General features: G+C 40.3%; 11 protein-coding genes. 2 read left to right on the forward strand and 9 right to left on the reverse strand.

Annotation, left to right across the window (positions count from 1 at the left end; all coding sequences use genetic code 11):
* Nucleotides 1–796: 796 nt before the first annotated feature.
* The 3 genes from Q0954_RS27725 to Q0954_RS27735 all read right to left on the reverse strand — a co-directional run bounded on the left by Q0954_RS27725 (nucleotide 797) and on the right by Q0954_RS27735 (nucleotide 4334).
* Nucleotides 797–1966, reverse strand: coding sequence for a homogentisate 1,2-dioxygenase (locus Q0954_RS27725; RefSeq protein ID WP_299463000.1), 1170 nt, complete (start codon nucleotides 1964–1966; stop codon nucleotides 797–799).
* Between the two features lie 265 nt (nucleotides 1967–2231).
* Nucleotides 2232–3203, reverse strand: coding sequence for an MlaD family protein (locus Q0954_RS27730; protein ID WP_299463003.1), 972 nt, complete (start codon nucleotides 3201–3203; stop codon nucleotides 2232–2234).
* Nucleotides 3204–3506: 303 nt separating this feature from the next.
* The gene (locus Q0954_RS27735; RefSeq protein WP_299463006.1) at nucleotides 3507–4334 is read right to left on the reverse strand and encodes an N-acetylmuramoyl-L-alanine amidase; all 828 of its coding nucleotides are present in this window, start codon (nucleotides 4332–4334) and stop codon (nucleotides 3507–3509) included.
* A gap of 146 nt (nucleotides 4335–4480) precedes the next feature.
* Here Q0954_RS27735 and Q0954_RS27740 point away from each other — a divergent pair, with 146 nt between their 5' ends.
* On the forward strand, nucleotides 4481–7201 hold the full coding sequence (locus tag Q0954_RS27740; protein ID WP_299463009.1) for a putative LPS assembly protein LptD: 2721 nt from the start codon (nucleotides 4481–4483) through the stop codon (nucleotides 7199–7201).
* Between the two features lie 745 nt (nucleotides 7202–7946).
* Here the strand turns inward: Q0954_RS27740 and Q0954_RS27745 are convergent.
* From Q0954_RS27745 to Q0954_RS27770, 6 genes are all read right to left on the reverse strand, one after another.
* Nucleotides 7947–8504, reverse strand: coding sequence for a GNAT family N-acetyltransferase (locus Q0954_RS27745; RefSeq protein WP_299463012.1), 558 nt, complete (start codon nucleotides 8502–8504; stop codon nucleotides 7947–7949).
* Nucleotides 8505–8680: 176 nt separating this feature from the next.
* Complete coding sequence (locus Q0954_RS27750; protein ID WP_299463015.1) at nucleotides 8681–9259, reverse strand: carboxymuconolactone decarboxylase family protein; 579 nt, start codon at nucleotides 9257–9259, stop codon at nucleotides 8681–8683.
* A gap of 195 nt (nucleotides 9260–9454) precedes the next feature.
* The gene (locus tag Q0954_RS27755; protein ID WP_299463018.1) at nucleotides 9455–10024 is read right to left on the reverse strand and encodes a peroxiredoxin; all 570 of its coding nucleotides are present in this window, start codon (nucleotides 10022–10024) and stop codon (nucleotides 9455–9457) included.
* Between the two features lie 354 nt (nucleotides 10025–10378).
* The gene (locus Q0954_RS27760) at nucleotides 10379–13549 is read right to left on the reverse strand and encodes an ELWxxDGT repeat protein (protein ID WP_299463021.1); all 3171 of its coding nucleotides are present in this window, start codon (nucleotides 13547–13549) and stop codon (nucleotides 10379–10381) included.
* 806 nt (nucleotides 13550–14355) lie between these two features.
* The gene (locus Q0954_RS27765; protein ID WP_299463024.1) at nucleotides 14356–14784 is read right to left on the reverse strand and encodes a DUF1987 domain-containing protein; all 429 of its coding nucleotides are present in this window, start codon (nucleotides 14782–14784) and stop codon (nucleotides 14356–14358) included.
* A 590-nt stretch (nucleotides 14785–15374) separates the two neighbouring features.
* Nucleotides 15375–15899 carry a hypothetical protein gene (locus tag Q0954_RS27770; RefSeq protein ID WP_299463027.1) on the reverse strand — a complete coding sequence of 175 codons (525 nt, stop codon included), beginning with the start codon at nucleotides 15897–15899 and terminating at the stop codon, nucleotides 15375–15377.
* Nucleotides 15900–16302: 403 nt separating this feature from the next.
* Here Q0954_RS27770 and Q0954_RS27775 point away from each other — a divergent pair, with 403 nt between their 5' ends.
* Entirely contained in the window at nucleotides 16303–17442 is a 1140-nt protein-coding gene (locus tag Q0954_RS27775; protein ID WP_299463030.1) for a transporter substrate-binding domain-containing protein, read from the forward strand.
* The last annotated feature ends 360 nt before the right edge of the window (nucleotides 17443–17802 follow it).

Consider the following 17802-nt stretch of genomic DNA (forward strand, 5'->3'; position numbering starts at 1 on the left):
GTTCTTCGTGAGGTTTAGCCGTTAGCTTTTAGCCTTTTTTGTTCTCTGTAGAGCTGTTGGCCTTTCTGTTCTTCGTGGGGTTTAGCCGTTAGCTTTTAACCTTTTTTGTTCTCTGTAGAACTTTCTTACTTTCGCAAATATGATAATTGCCATCGAGCAAAAACTAAAGGCTAAAAGCTCATCGCAGCTCAAGAAAAAGCTAAAGGCTAAAAACCCACCGTAGCTCAAGAAAAAGCTAAAGGCTAAAACCCACCGTAGCTCAAGAAAAAGCTAAAGGCTAAAAGCTCATCGTAGCTCAAGAAAAAGCTAAAGGCTAAAAACCCACCGTAGCTCAAGAAAAAGCTAAAGGCTAAAAGCTCATCGTAGCTCAAGAAAAAGCTAAAGGCTAAAAACCCACCGTAGCTCAAGAAAAAGCTAAAGGCTAAAAGCCCACCGTAGCTAAAGGCTAAAAACCCAGCGTAGCTCAAGAAAAAGCTAAAGGCTAAAAGCCAGCATAGCTCAAGAAAAAGCTAAAGGCTAAAAACCCTCCGTAGCTCAAGAAAAAGCTAAAGGCTAAAAACCCTCCGTAGCTCAAGAAAAAGCTAAAGGCTAAAAACCACCGTAGCTCAAGAAAAAGCTAAAGGCTAAAAGCTCATCGTAGCTCAAGAAAAAGCTAAAGGCTAAAAACCCAGCATAGTTCAAGAAAAAGCTAAAGGCTAAAAACCCTCCGTAGCTCAAGAAAAAGCTAAAGGCTAAAAACCCAGCATAGTTCAAGAAAAAGCTAAAGGCTAAAAACCCACCGTAGCTCAAGAAAAAACTAAACGCCCACGTGCTCTGCCAACCACGACTTATAATAATCGGGAACTTCGATGCCCATGGCTTCTTTGGTGATCTTGAAAGGGTTAAAAGGGTCGATCATGACAGCAAGTTCTTGGGTTTCTTTTTTGCCAATACTTCGCTCTACTGCCCCAGGGTGAGGTCCGTGTACCAAACCACCAGGATGTAGGGTAAGTTGCCCTTTGGTAATACCGTTGCGGCTCATAAAGTCTCCATCTACGTAATACAACACCTCGTCGGAGTCGATATTGCTATGGTTGTAAGGAGCAGGAATGGCCTCAGGATGATAGTCGTACATACGCGGAACAAAAGAGCAAATCACAAAATTGTGCGCCTCGAACGTCTGGTGGATAGGCGGCGGCATGTGAATGCGACCCGTGATGGGTTCAAAATCGTGGATAGAAAAAGCATAAGGGTAATGAAAACCGTCCCAACCCACTACATCAAAAGGGTGGCTGGCATATACATAAGGATAAATAGCTCCGTGCTTTTTAATGCGTACATCAAAATCACCCACTTCGTCATAAGTTTCCAAAGCAGTAGGGCGTTTTATATCTCTCTCGCAAAATGGAGAATGCTCAAGCAATTGGCCATATTCGTTGCGGTACCTTTTGGGGGTTTCTACCGAGCTAAACGATTCTACAATGAGCAAACGATTGTCTTCAATGTCAAAATGCAATTGATAAATCATACCCTTAGGAATCACCACATAGTCGCCATACTCAAACTGTAGGCTGCCAAACATAGTTTTAAGCGTGCCCGATCCTTTGTGTACAAACAACATTTCGTCGGCTTCTACATTTTTGTAAAAGTAATCCATGGTTTTGCGGGGCGCAGCAATAATCACGTGCAAATCGTTGTTTACCATCAAAGGTTTGCGGCTTGCCAGGTAGTCGTCCTGTGGCTCAATATCGAAACCTTTGAAACTCATGTTTTTTAAGTTCTTCTCAATGGCTATCTCAGGGCTAATGTCGATAGGTTCGCCGGCGTGCTTTACCTGAGTAGGTGGGTGAATGTGGTAAACATTTGAGTATTTTCCCGAAAAACCCATTGTACCAAACAATTCTTCAGAATAAAGCCCTCCTTGGTTATTGCTAAATTGAATGTGTCTTTTTTTGGGTATTTTCCCTAATGAGTGGTAAGTTGACATATCTCTTTTTTTTAACTGTCTTGGAAAAGAATTGTACAAATTTGAGCTAAAATAGCATTGAAAAAAATGACCTTTGTCAGTATTTAAAAGCTATTTTTGAGCATCTTACAAAAAAAAACAGGAAAAAAAATGATCAATCTCAGTTAAGAAAATGACTAGAGGGAATAATTAGTCTTTTTTGAATTTATTTAATAAAAAAAAGTCTTTTTGAAAGATTTTACAATTACTTTCAAAAAGACTTTTACAAGAGTATAAATTCGATATTTTACTTTTTACTTTTCTTATCTTTCTTCTTTTTATCCTTCTTTCCAAATACTGAGAAGTGGACATATTTTTTAGGGTTTTCCCTAAAATCAATCAATACTTTGTCAAGATTGCCAGTGAGTCTCTCCAGGTTGTTGTACAAAGAATCGTTTTTGATCAATTTACCCATTGTTCCCTGCCCTTGGTTAATACTTTCAATTACTTCGTTGAGCTGAGCCACGGTGTTTTCGACCTTTTGAATGGTTTTGTCAATTTCAAGCTTTTCTGCTTTGCTGGCAATGTTATCAATCTTGGCAATGATAGGTTTCACACTTTTTTCTGTCTCTATCAACGAAACAGACAAAGACTTTAAGTTGCGCATAATAACGTCAATGTTGCTCCCTTGTGTTTTGAGTGTATTGTCGAGCGTTCCAGTCAGACTTGCCGTATTGCTAAGTACTTCTTTCACTTTGGTACCTGTTCCACCCAACTCTTTGAGCAACTCATTGACATAAATAAGGGTAGAGTCTATTTTTTTGGTGAGAGGTTCTACATGTTTGGTTACCTTATCGAGCATACCATCCATATAGGCGGCGTTCTTTATAGTGTCGCCGTGCTGTAGATTGTTGTCAGGATTGTTCAGGTCGGCTTTGCCCACATTGAGCATGAGCTGCATACCACTTAGCAGATCTACCGACCCCAACTTTATAGAGGCATCTTTGCCCAACACCAAGTCGCCACGCAATGCTACATCTACCAGCATTTTGTTATTGTCTTTTTGCAGTATCTTAATTTCTCTCACCCTTCCTACCTGGAAACCATTGACTGTTACTGGGTTCGACACGGTTAAACCTTTGATATCTGAGTACATCACATAGTAATGGTTGGCACTTGAAAAGAAGTTAGAACCTTTCAAAAAGTTAAACCCCAAATATAAAGCTGCCCCAGCCACTAAGGCAAGCAAACCAATTTTAAATTCTTTAGATATGTTCATGTAATGGGTATAAAGTTTCTGTCAATCAAACAGATACAACCATCAGTTTGTTTTTAACCTTCTGGATTGTATTGCCTTGCTATCTCTTTTGTTAATTAAATGGTGAATGGTACTACACATATAGCGATTCATCACCAAGCCACCCCTTTTTGTTAGGCGTGCATAATATAGAAAACTATCCAAATTTATAATTACTAATTAAAAGTTTAAATTTAATTGATAGTTTTTATTGTCTTTTGTTTCAGTTAGGTACTAAACCATTATTGAATATAAAGTAAGTAAGCGCTGATGCCAATTTAATATTTATTTCACTTCTAATTCTTTCTTATATGCCCTAAACGCTCTAAAAATGGCAGACGCCATATAAATTTGCCCCAATGCATCATTTAAAAACCGTTCTTCTCCGGGGTTAGACAAAAAACCGAGCTCTACCAATACACTGGGCATGGCGGTACGCGCCAACACATAAAACCCTGCCTGTTTTACTCCACGGGTTTTGCGTCTTACCTTGTTTTTTATCTCCCAGTCAATCTTACGGGCAAGGTTTAGGCTATGCTTCATATGTACTTGTTGGCTCATGGCCAATAATATATAAGACTGGGGTGAGTTGGGATCAAACCCTCCATAATTGCGTTGATAGTTTTTTTCGAGCAATATAGAGGCATTTTCGCGCTTGGCTATCGCCAGGTTATCTTCCGATACGTGGTTACCCATAACATATACTTCAGCTCCTTTTGCTCTGCTGCGGTTACGGGCCTTGCGCGCGGCAGCATTGCAGTGTATAGATATAAAAAGATCGGCTTTGATACGGTTGGCTAACTCAGTACGGCGATAAAGCTCTACAAACTTGTCAGTAGTTCGGGTATAAACTACCTTTACGCCCGGCAAATTTCTTTTGATGATTCGCCCAAGTTCCAACGCAACTCTTAGGGTGATATTTTTTTCTTTGGTATGTTTGCCCAGTGTACCAGGGTCTTTGCCACCATGCCCAGCATCTATCACTACTGTTTTTACCTTATAACCAAGCAACACTTCACTTTTATCAGGCGCTTGTGAGACGTGAACAGGCAAAAAAGAGGTACTGATACAGACAATAAAAAGGCAAGAAATCAACAAGAGACGTTTCAACATGGTTGCTCGTATTATTTTTGTTGCAAAATTGTGATTTTTTTAAAGAAATTTGAAAAAGATAATATATAAATTTGCGGCTGGTTTTGCCTTGATAAGAGTTTCAAAGAAAACATATAAAGAACAGAAGTAAAGAAAGTATGTGCAATATGCCTAAATTTTGGGGAGTGTGGATAATGTTAGTTGTGATGTTTGCATCGCAGGCAGTGCAAGGGCAAATAACAACCAAAGACAGCCTTAAAAAAAACACCAGGGTTGACATTGAACGATCAGACACTACCAAAATACGAGACTCTACCGAAGTACGCCTGGGCGATAGTACCCGTAAAAACAACACCCAACGCCCTCCCAAAGGCGACATTACTACTACGATAAAATATGATGCCCGTGACTCAATCATGATGGATGTAACTGGCAAAATCATGTACCTTTATGGAGAGGCCAAAGTAGACTATGGCGCTACCAAGCTTACCGCAGCATTTATAGAGATCAACATGAAAACCAACCTTATCACGGCAAAAGCTATTAAAGATGACTCTACTGGTAAGGTCATTGGGCGCCCGGTGTTTAAAGATGATGCGGGCTCTTATGAAGCCGACTCTATGGTATACAACTACAAAACCCGCAAGGGAATTATCAATCGGGTAGTAACCAAACAAGGAGAAGGCTACATTATTCTGGAAAAGGCCAAGAAAAACGAAAAAAACGAAACTTTTGGACTTAACGGTAAATACACTACCTGCAACCTTGCCAATCCTCATTTTCATATCCAATCTTATAAACTAAAGCTGGTACCAGAAAAGCAAATCGTAACGGGACCTTTCAACCTTTATATCAAAGACTCCCCTACTCCACTGGGCTTTTTGTTTGGTATATTTCCGTTTACCTCCCGCAATACTTCAGGCATTATTATACCCACTTATGGTGAAGAAAGAGAACGAGGTTTCTTTTTGCGGCAAGGGGGATATTACTGGGCAGTAAACCCTTACATAGGCATTACTTTTCTCACCGACTTTTATACCAATGGTAGTTGGGGAGCCACCATGAACACAGAGTATAAAAAGCGGTACAGATTCAATGGTTCGGCATCGTTGGCATTTAACAAAAACATTACGGGTGACTTGAACAGGGCAGTCTCAGAAGATTTTTGGGTCACCTGGAACCACTCACCAGTGCCTAGAGGGTCGGCACGTTTTTCGGCATCGGTAAGGGCTGGGTCTTCCAGGTACAACGCCAATAATACGTTCCAAACAGAAAATCGCCTGTCTAACACTTTTAACTCTAGTATTTCGTACAGCAATACTTTTAATGTAGGCGAGATTCCTTTTAACCTGGGGGTTAACCTTAGGCACGATCAAAATGTGCAAACTGAAATTATGAATATGAGTTTGCCCGAAATAAACCTACAGATGAACCGGGTTTATCCCTTTAAGAAAAAAGGGAAAGCTGCCAAAAACCCCATCCAAAACCTGAGTTTTTCTTATACTGCATCGGCTACCAACCGCCTTACCAACCAGGCACCATCGCCAGGGGCATTTACTTCGCCCAATGGACTCGACACGGCAAAGGTAGATTTTAACTTTGCTAACTGGGCTGTCATTAGCCGCCGGGGTAGTATGGGCATCAAGCATACCATACCGGTGTCTACTACTATGAAGCTGTTCAAACATCTAAGTTTAAACCCTACTTTTTCTTACGAAGAATGGTGGTACCCCAAAAAACTAAACTACGACGACTCTAACCCCGACGCTGTAGTAATTGACACATTGAATGGGTTTTCGCGTGCTTCGTCGTACAATGCCAGTATATCGCTCAACACGCGTATTTATGGTACTTATCAAAATATCCGTTTTTTGAGCAAGAAGGTAGTAGGTATTCGCCACATCATGAATCCATCGGTGAGTTTTTCTTACCGCCCCGATTTCTCCGAAGCACGCTATGACTATTTCCAAAACGTGAGAACTACTTCAAACCCTGAGGGTACACTCATTTCGCGTTATAATGGCGCTGGCTTTGTACAAGGGGCACCCGCTGGGGGCAAAAGCGCTGTGATGGGCTTCTCGTTGTCAAACACAGTAGAGATGAAGGTAAAAGACGATAAAGATACCACCAACGCGGAGGGTACTAAAAAAATAAAGTTGTTGGAAAACCTTTCGTTTGCCAGTGGGTACAATTTTCTGGCAGATTCGTTTAACCTTACCAGGGTGTCTATTACGGCACGTACCCGTTTGCTGGGCTTTATAGACCTTAACTCTACGGCTACTTATGACCCCTACACCTGGGAGCTGGTAAGTAATGAGGGGGGCAACATTATTCAACGCCAACGTGATGTGTATGCCTGGTCACGAGACTTGAGTATTACCAACCCTCAGATAAGGGGGCAAATAAACCAGGCAAGTATTGCACTTTCGGCTAACTTTACTCCAGAATCGTTTAGGCGAAAGCGGCAAAAAAAGATGAATCAGCTCAATAATGCCAGAGAAAACTCAGAGCTTACCCAAAGGCAAATAATGAACGACCCCAATGCTTATGTAGACTTTGAGATACCCTGGCGGCTTAATATGAGTTTTAATATGAGCTATTCCAAACAAGGTTTTCAGAAGAGTGTCGTCACCCGAAACCTCAACTTTAACGGGGATATAAGCTTATCTAAAACCTGGAAAATAAGTGCTACTTCGGGGTATGATTTCGACGCCAAAACTTTATCTTATACCTCGCTCAATGTATACAAAGACTTGCATTGTTGGGAAATGAGTTTTGGTTGGATTCCTTTTGGGCAGTTTCAGTCATTTACGTTTGACCTCAAAGTAAAGGCGGCCATTCTTCAGGATTTAAAGCTGAGTCGCCGCCGTACCTGGTTTGATAATTAGGGCTTTTTTTGTTCTTTGTGTAGCCTTTTTGTTCTTCGTGGGGGGTTAGCCGTTAGCCTTTTTGTTCTTCGTGGGGGGTTAGCTTTTAGCCTTTTTGTTCTTCGTGGGGGTCTAGCCGTTAGCCTTTTTATTCTTCGTGGGGGGTTAGCCGTTAGCCTTTTTATTCTTCGTGGGGGGTTAGCCTTTAGCCTTTTTATTCTTCGTGGGGGTTAGCCGTTAGCCTTTTTATTCTTCGTGGGGGTTAGCCGTTAGCCTTTTTATTCTTCGTGGGGGTTAGCCGTTAGCTTTTAGCCTTTTTGTTCTTGGTGTAGCTTTAGCCTTTTTGTTCTTCGTAGAGGGTTAGCCTTTAGCCTCGCTTCGCGCTCGTTCGTAATTCGTAATTATTTAACTTTTTGTATTGAGCCGTTAGCCTTTTTGGTCTTGGTATAGTTTTTCTTGTTTTCGCAAATATGATAACCACCATCAAGCAAAAGCTAAAAACTCATCGTAGCTCAAGAAAAAGCTAAAGGCTAAAAAATCAGCGTAGCTCAAAAAAAGGCTAAAGGCTAAAAGCCCAGCATAGCTCAAGAAAAAGCTAAAAGCCCCCTACAAACAGTCAAAAAAAAGCTAAAGGCTAAACCCTATCGTAGCTCAAGAAAAAGCTAAAGGCTAAAACTATAGCGAAACTCAAGAAAAAGCTAAAAGCCCCCTACAAACAGTCAAAAAAAAGCTAAAGGCTAAAACTATAGCGTAGCTCAAAAAAAAGCTAAAAATCCCACAAAATAATATCCCAAGCTTCGCCTCGAGGGTCCGTATATTGATGTAACAGTTGAAAACCTACCCGCGCATGGGCTTTGATTGAACGCTGATTACGGGTAGCTACTTCGGTGATCACAAAATCATACTTATTGCTATACACCTGCCCCAGTTGGGCATACATCCCATCAAACACTCCTTTCCCTCGGTAAGCCTTGTCGATGCAGACTTGCCCCATCACAAAAAAACAATAGTCACTCAACGGTTTTTGGCGATAACTAAGGGTTCCAAAAAGATCGAACATAGGCTGAAGCACCGGAATACGGTCTTGAAAACTTTCTAACATCACCAAACAATATCCTACCACAGCGTCACCATCTTTGGCTATGATGTGGGCTTCGGCACTGTTCATGGCTTGCATTAGTTCAAAGTCATGCTCTACCGTTACAAACCCCTGTTCGCGTGCCTCACTGGTGCTTATGTTTGTAGGCAAGTTGCGTTGCTGTAAAGCCAGTAGTTGTTTTATTTCCTGGAGGCTCTGGAGTGTAGTATAGTTTAGTTGTTTCATAGATAATCAAACGCTTTTTATAAAACCATACGCATAATTTATAGTAACGTGTCTGCCTGGTGAACAGGACTTTGGTAAACCTCAGTAATCACTGTTTGATTTGAAAAAAATAAAAGCCCCCACTCGCTTTTTGATATACGAATGAAGGCTTCAGTTTCTTTAAGTAGTTTGGAGCTCTAATAAATCAACTTGGTAGCGCTTACTACTACCGAGGCAATACGTACCGCGTCGAACACGCGCTCTTCGGTGCTGCCTAGCTCTAGCAATGACTTTTCGTGGGCGGTTACACACATTTCGCAACCATTGACTGCCGAAATAGCCAAACTCATCAATTCAAAAAATTCTTTGCCGCTTACTGGCTTCATCATTATTTGCATTTTGATGCCCGCCGGAATGGTGTTGTATTTATCTTTGTTCATAAAGTGACGGAAACGATAAAATACGTTGTTGGCGGCAAGCAACGAGGCACAAGCTACTGCCTCGGCTATTTCTGCTTCGCTGGCTTCAGCAGTTTTTGCCTGAGCAATGAATAGTTTTTGTAAAATATCGTTTTGCTCGTTGGCGGCTACCGATAGGGCAATCAAAGTCGCCTCTTTTTGGCTAAGGTTTTTGGCTTTGAAAGCATTTTTAAGGTTAATGCGCAAGTCTTTAATATAGCGCGACTCGCCGTCTACTACGGTGTTAAAAGCTACACTTGCCTCTTCAGGGTTTACACCCAAATCTTGTAATAAATCGCTTGCTACTTCTTGTATCATGATATGTTTGAATATTGAGAATAGTTGGTAGTTGGGAGTCAGTAGTTGAGAGCTTTTTAATTGAAAAGTAAAAATACTCAATTAAGCTATTAATCACTGACAATCAACACTTTAAATATTTTATATTTGCTTTGTAAAAGCTAAAAAAAGGAGGGCAAGCCTCCTTTTTCTTAATTTTTTTTGAGAATAGACTAATTACTCAGCCAAAGCTGCAGTCAAAGTCTCCTCGCCTTTTTCCCAGTTACATGGGCAAAGCTCGTCAGTTTGTAGAGCGTCCAACACACGGATCACTTCTTCTACGTTACGTCCAACGTTTAGGTCGTATACAGATACCCAACGTACAATACCTTCAGGATCGATGATGAAAGTAGCACGGTAAGCAATTTTTTCGTTGGCTTCCAAAATACCCAACTCTTCTGCCAAAGACTTAGACGTATCGGCAAGCATAGGGAATTTCAAACCGCGTAGATCTTCGTGGTTGTTTCTCCAGGCAAGGTGTACAAACTCAGAGTCGGTAGAAGCACCAATCAAAGTAGTGTCACGGTCTCTGAACTCATCAAAGTTGTTGTTAAACTCAGCGATTTCAGTAGGGCATACAAAAGTAAAGTCTTTTGGCCACCAAAACATTACAGTCCAACGTCCTTCGTCGTTTTTGAAGCTCTCAGAAGAGATGTCGGCAAACTCTTTTCCTTTTTCTAAAGATACAACAGCTGTTTTTTTGAATGAAGGGAACTCAGTTCCTACAGTAATGATTCCTTGTGACATAATATGTATTGTTTATATTGGTTTGTTTTTCAATTTTGTATTGCAAATATCTTATTTTACCCCTTATCATTCAAATCAATTATTTCTATTTTACAATTAGAAAAAACTATAATTGACTTATTTCAACCCGTGATGTAACTATTTTATTTGTAAAAATTAACCTATTCTTTTACAGTGGGTTAAGCTGAAATAATATTTGGCATTAACCGCAAAATACCATTCATAATATCGCGCAGTGTTTTTCTTAAAAAAATGGGAAATGTGCATAAAAAAGGGGAAGCCCATGACTCCCAAGTCACACACTTCCCCTTTGTAGTAAATAATCAATTACAACCTTAAGTTAGCAACCAAAGTTTACTTCTGTATCATCACACGTTTGGTGGCAATCAAATGTCCGTTTTCATCGCTGATTTTGAGCATATATATACCACTTTTTAGCCCCTGGGTTTTTACCTTCACTTTGCCATCCTCGGTAATAGTGGTAGCAATCACTTGCTTTTGTCCGTTTAAATCGTGTAAAGCAAAAGTAGGTTGCGTATTGGCAATGTGGGTATAGCTTACCGCAAAATCGCCGCTAGTACTTGGCATAGGGTATACATTTACCTCTTTGGCGTCTTTGAGCTCGTTCAAGTCTTTTGCTGTGCTGATTACCTTCACATTGGCAGTTTTTCCGTTGATAAAACCCTTAAAGTTGGTAAACATCGCTTGGTCTAACTTTCCATCCACTGCCTTTACCGTCAGGTAATAAGCCGTAGCAGATTCGCTCATTCCTTGTACACTATAAGAAGTAAGCAACACTTGCTTGTTTTGGTGATTATTCCACAACATTTTCACATGGGCATCGCTTCCTTTGCGTGACGCTGAAATATCGCTCACTGTCAATTGTTGGGCGTTATACCCCAAGTTAAAGTCAATGGCGTGTACCGTAGTATTGTATTGATAGGTTACGGGTACCTTAAAGCTGCCATCTTCTAGTTTTTCTGCGTTGAACAAGTCTACCATTAACGTACCTTCTTTTTCGGTAGTTCTCAATTGGTTGCCTGCGGTGGTCTTCCAGTTACCATCTACATCGCCTAACAACACGCCATAGATTAGGTTTTTAAAGCCTTGGTCACAAAACGAAGCTGCAGTAGTAGGCAAGTGTTGAGGCAAGGCAGGTACTTTATCGCGCCAGTAGCCATCATCGGTAGGCTGACCATTTCTTACCGGATAGTTAGCCACTGGTTTAAAGTCTGCTCCTTTAAAAGTAGTATGGGCATCTACAAAACGCCAATCAAGCGAAGGCCCCGCGTTGGGCAATGGCTGTCCAGTGGCAACGTCGTGGTTCCATACCTGGGGATATTGAGCAGTTTTGAGCGTAATGCGTTGCTGCATGAGCGTAATATCCCCTGCATGCACCTCACCATTCATGTTTACATCTGCCGCTAACACCTGAAAAGAGTGAGGAATCCATCTTACTCCGTTGGTTTGGTCGTCAAGCGTAGTAATCAAAGCCGCATAGTAGCAATCCATTCCATTGATTATCGACATCATATTCGGGTTTGCCGCAACGTCGCGCTTAATGACTAAATGAGAACCTTTGGCTGGCTCAAAAACAAATACGCCGTTCAAATCAGGCTGTACTGCTTCGGCAGATAAAGAAGAACCCGCGCCATTGCTGCTATAAATATTGGTAGCCAAATAAGCATTCGGGTTATTGGGGTCATACGCCAATGGTTGGTCAGCCCCCCCTTGGTTCCAATAAATGATAGCTCCTTTTACTTTTTGGGCATTGTCGGTCACGGTTACATCACCCGGATCAACTGTTTTATTTACATCTTTTAAAGTATATGACTCTACCAATTCGCAACTGATCAAGTCGCCTTTGGTTACTGTAGTACCTGCCTTTAGGCGAAACTCTACACAAATAACATCGCCCAAGCCATTGAAAAAAGTCCCCACAGGGGCATCACCTTTGTAATAAATAGAGGCGTGCAATTGCCCGTTGGGGTTGGTGTTAAGCTTATAAGTACCGTAGCTATTGCCGCTATGGTTTACCACGGTGCCCAAAGTTGCATTGCCTGTAGGCTCCATCAGGTTGGCATCGTATTGTAAGCAGTAGTCCATTCCAATAATTCCAGTACTTACCTCTGTTTTGGCTTTGAGAGTCACACAAAAAGTCTCGTCCTGACAGTTTACTACTGGGGTATTGATGGCATATTGATTGACTGGGTCGGGAGGTGTAGAGCCGTCTGCATCGTATTGCCATAGCTTGGCACCCTCGTCATTAGTTGCGGTGAAAAAGAGCTTATTATTATATACTACCAATTTGTTAGGGCTTGATGAAGCAAAACTTGAGCGTAGGTCAGCTACTAGTTTAGTACCCGCTTCGGTGCCGTCAGTTTCCCACAATTCTTCTCCGTGTGAGCCATCATTTGCCACAAAATACAGCTTGTTGTTATATACCGTAAAATTATAAGGCTCTGAGCCATCGTTGGGGTTAATATCTTTCAATATTTTGGTGCCTGCTGCAGTCCCATCACTTACCCAAAGTTCCAGGTTAGCATTAGGTCCAGCATTAGCATTGGCACTAAAGTATACTTTGTTGTTGTAAACAGTCAAGTGATAAGGAAAAGATGAACCAGTTGTATTAATATCTGTTACCATTTGAGTACCCGCTTCGGTGCCATCGGTTACCCACAGCTCGTAGCCGTGCGTGCCATCTTCGGCACTAAAAAACAATTTGTTGTTACACACTACAAAGTCTCTGATACCAGAACCATTCACGCCAGGGTTAATGTCTTTCACCAACTTAGTGTCTATGCCCAAGCCATTGGTTTCGTACAGCTCTTTGCCTTTTTTGCCATCATTTGCCACAAAATACAACTTGCCATTGTACTCAATCATCTGCTCAGGGTTAGAAGAGCTAGGCCCTCCCCAAATATCAGTAATTTGGTAAGTATATCCATTGTATCGGTTATCTGTCACCCACAACTCTTTACCACTCGATCTGTCGGCAGCAAAATACATTTTTTTGTCATATTTCCCGCCATACACAGCCAAAGGGGTAGCATTTGAGCTACCCGCTCCAGTTTTAATATTGATGGTGCTGGTAGTTGTTCCATTGGTTTTTCTTAGCTCAGCCCCGTTTACATCGTCAGTGGCAAGAAAGTATACATCATTTCCGTGTGACAACAAGTTCGAAGCCGACCTATAGTCAATGTCATCTACCAAGCGAGTACCTGCGGCTGTTCCATCACTTACCCATAAATTTTTGCCAGCTACACTACCTGCAGTAAAGAACAGTTGATCTTTGTGTATGGTAAAGTTATTAAAATAAGCTCCTTCGTTCAGGTCTTTTACCATGGTAGTAATAATGCCATCACTGCTCCAGAACTCGGTGCCCACAAAAAAGTATAATTTGTTTTTAAAAACTACCGGACGTCCACTTGGGACTTTATCCGATACAGGTGTAGGGGTTTGCGCATAGCTGCTAAGGCAAACACCCAACAATAAAGCAATGATTAATAAATAATTATGTTTCATGATTTTTGTTAAAATGGTTGTTAAGAATAAGACGCAATCCGGATAGATTGCCTCCTGTGAAAATATATTCCTGGATAAAATTCAATTAAAAATCATAGGTGCTTTGAAGTGCAAAACTTATAACTAACTGATAATAAGCACACTATAAATTTATTAGTTGTCTATGGAGTAGGGCGTAACTTGAAGCTCGTCGCTTAAGGCTTGCCCCCTGTTGAGACTTTTAAGTAATAAAATAGGGTGTGTAGAATTGATGACTATCGACTGTAAGCGTGACAGGTCAATAATGGGTAGTTTTGGTGTGAGCACGGCTGATAAATAGAGTGTGCACAAACCTGATAAAAAATAGGTATTATGTAACATCGCTATCTCTGGATAAAATGGATTATTTGGCTGCAAAACTATACAAATATTTATGGAATGTAAGTATGATGTAAGAAAGCAACTCATTTCCCTTGACAGCAAAATTAATTGAGTAGTACAACCCTTCACTTATTAGCATTTTATTGATATGCCATTGAGTAATACATCGATTATCAAGTAAGAAAAAAAACAAGGTACTGGTATAGCAAAGTAAGATTATGACAAAGAAGCAACACTTGGCTTTTTAGGTTTGCCTGGTGGGGTTCAAAAAAGGGGAAAGAAAAAGGAAAATCAACCCAATTGGCAGGTGTTCATGACGCTTTATTTTTTTACATAAAGCCTAATAGAGGATTCAGTGATCGGCAGAAAAAAATAAAACTGCGAAGTTTAAAAAAGTTAAACCTGGCAGTTTATAAGATCAACTCATGCTGAGTTTTATGTATCAATTACTTTTTGATTTGTACCCTGGTACGCCTTGGGGGTGGAGATGCTTGATATAAGACAAAATTAAACTTAAGGCGACTCACATCACTCAGACACTCTCCGTCTTCGAGCATGGTCATGTTATAGCTTGGGTAATGCCAATTAACCGTGACTTTGCCTCCATTTTGTTCATACCTTTTCAAGGTTTTGAGTAAATTAGTGATCACTTTGGCGGAGCTAGAGTTGAAATACTCCATGCGGAAACTCCACACCATTTCTCCTTTGATTTTTTCGGTATATGCGTTCAACCAGTCAAATACAGGTTGATAAAATTCAGATGCATTCTCTATAAATGATTCACCAATTACGTCACACTTTCCGGTTTGTGCATTTAATGTTACAGAAGGATTAGTAAAAATCTTTTTACTTTCCTTTAATATCAGATTCCTCATGCTTGTTTTAAGTAATAATGCCATCACTAATGAAAACCAGTGAATGGCCATTTTGCAGGTCAATAATAGTAAATATGAGCGCTGAAAAGGATCAATTATGGTTTAAGAGATATGCTTTGGTTAGAGTATATATGTTATAATTTAACACCTCAAAATTAACTAAAAAAAATAACATCTCTTAAAACCAGGACTTGCCTCAGCCCCATGTTCAGATAATTTGCCTCAGGATTTTACATTTTCTCTGGCAAAATTTCTTGTCATCACACTCAAATTGACTGACTTCATGAAAGTTTTTGGGTAAAAACCGATAAAAAAGGCTGTTAAGAGCTTTGTTTCAATTTTTAGCAAAAAAAATGTTAAGTGTAAGTTTCACCAACAAAAAACACTTACACATAAAACAAAAAAGGGCTTTTTTGCTCATATAAACACTGACCGATGGCATAGGATAACCGCATAATAATCAGACAAATCAACTAAATATTTAGCAATGTGACTTCTACTGATTGCCCTAAAGCTACTCAACCGTTTACCATCAAGTGGAGTACTCATCATCAACGGTTGGGCTGGGTAATGTATATATAAAGAGTGCACTAAAATTTACGTTTAAACACTTCTGACATAATAAAGGCTTTGCGCACGTCTGAGGCATTTGCCATTATTTTTTCTCGCTTTCTTTTTTTACTATCTGCTACCGACTTGGCGTGTTCTAATTGGCTTTGTTGCTCTTTAGACAAAGTAGATACTGACCTGGCATGCCCCAAACGTTTTTTTTGTGCCTGAGACAAACGCTCGTCTGCCACTTGCCTGGCGTGTTCTTGTTGTGCTTCCTGTATCTCGGCAAAATCGCTGATAGGCTGCAAGATTTGTGGGTTAGTAGTAGGAGAATATTCTTTTTTTTGTTGCTTTGGTTTGTCCAGGTCTTTTGATAGCTCCTCCAGAAAGTTTTGCAACTCTTGGCTCTGGCTTGATGACGACGAAGTAGCTTTAGTGGCAGGTTTAGCCTTAGAACCAGGCTTATTGCCTACGTTTTTTTTCTTTTTACCTGCATTGTTCGATTTATAAATCAGGTAGATGATTGCAATGACAATGTATGCAAATATTTGAAAGTTGTCCATAGTAACAAATATAACAAAATTCAGTAAAAACCATCATATCAGGTCAAAAACCTGCGCTAAACCTCTGCACTGAAGCATTAAATATGCGTTGTTAATTTACTTAAAATGTAGCAGTGGTCATTTACTTAGGTGTGATGATTGCAGGATGTTTTGGGGTTATTGCCTTGAATCTACTTTAGAAGCATGGCACGATTTTCACTAGTAGCCATGTTTTAAGGTAGTTATACGAATTTTAATCGTGACACCCCCTACAAGGGGTTGATTAATCTATGATGGTACGGTAAAAGTGGTGTTCTTTTATGCATATCGACATCATACACGAACCTAAACCAGTGCAATGCCTGACTTTTACCAAGTTTTGCTGGCAATGGTCAATGGTTATTAAGCTAAAGAAGTTGATTAAATGTCAAACGTTTTAAGAAATATATTTTTATTGATATGGTTGGTTTTATGCACAGTGCCCATAGCACATGGACAAGAAGATGACATTGTGCAGGTAACCTCATTTGATGAAACAACAGACGATTCGAGAGACTCTGTGGTTTTTCGTCAAAAATATGTGATCGGAATCAAAGAAGCGCCTCCCTTTGCCATTAAAAACCCCGATGGCTCTTGGACTGGCATTAGTGTAAACCTCTGGGAATCTATTTCGGCAAAACTCAAAATTAGTTTTAGATGGGAAGAACGCGGTATGTCGGGTTTGTTAAAAGGGGTACAAGATGGCTCGTTAGATGCTGCCATTGCTGCCATTAGTATTACCCGCGAGCGCGAAGAACTGGTAGATTTTACGCATCCTTATTATGTCACCAGTTTAGGGATAGCAGTACGCCCCAAAGAAGGGAGTGTTAAATTACTCATTTCTCGTATTTTATCTCCTCGCTTTATCAGCACTATAGGGGCACTTATTGCCTTGTTTCTTATTTTTGGTGCGCTTATCTGGCTTTTCGAACGAAAAAAAAATCCTGGGTTTGATGAATCTTTCAAAAAAGGGATCGGCGCTGGATTTTGGTGGGCTGCCGTTACTATGACTACGGTAGGCTACGGCGACAAAACACCTATTACAGCTGGCGGAAGGTTTATTGCCATTATCTGGATGTTTTTCACTATTTTGTCGGTGTCTAGTCTGATTGCAGCCACCTCGTCGGTGCTCAACTCTGACCCTCCCGAACACAAGGTAGAGAATGTACGCGACCTGGCAAAAATTAAAGTGGGTACAGTAAAAAAATCGAGCAGTCTACAGTATTTGCGTAGAAACCGGGTATTGCCCAAAATATACGCCACCCCACTTGAGGGTATGGAGGCAGTAAAAAACAAAGAAATAGATGCCTTGCTGTATGATGAACCTTTGATGCGATACCTTATCAAACAAGGTCGAGTAAACCACCTTAAGCTTTTACCTTATAAATTTAAGTACCAATATTATAGCGTGTGCCTCCCTTCAGGTAGCGACCTTCGCGAGGGCATTAACCTTATATTGCTGGAAAAAACTACTGAACCCCACTGGAAAGACCTCTTGTTTAACTATTTGGGTAGGACAGAGTAGTTTTCCATATTTGGCTTTTGTTTTTAATACACTTCAGAACATTATCATCGCTCGATAATGTTCTTCATTTCTCTTAAAACCATGACTTTGATTTCATCATCTGTGTCCTCTTATATAGTCAATGCACTTCTCAACAATTCCATCGTTTTTATTATTAGCTTCCTCTGCAATGCTTTGGTATGATTTCTTTTCTATCTTAAAACTCTACAGATTATTCATTACCAAATGGTAACTAATCAGTTGCTTGTTTGATTCTGTTTTTTTTCATTTACGATCAAGAGTGTGTTCGGATATTATTTGTTTTTGTTTAATATTTTGTACTTTGGATTTATGGATTTGAGAGATTTAGCCAATCGTTTT

This window comes from uncultured Microscilla sp. (assembly GCF_947493425.1).
GTDB lineage: Bacteria > Bacteroidota > Bacteroidia > Cytophagales > Microscillaceae > Microscilla.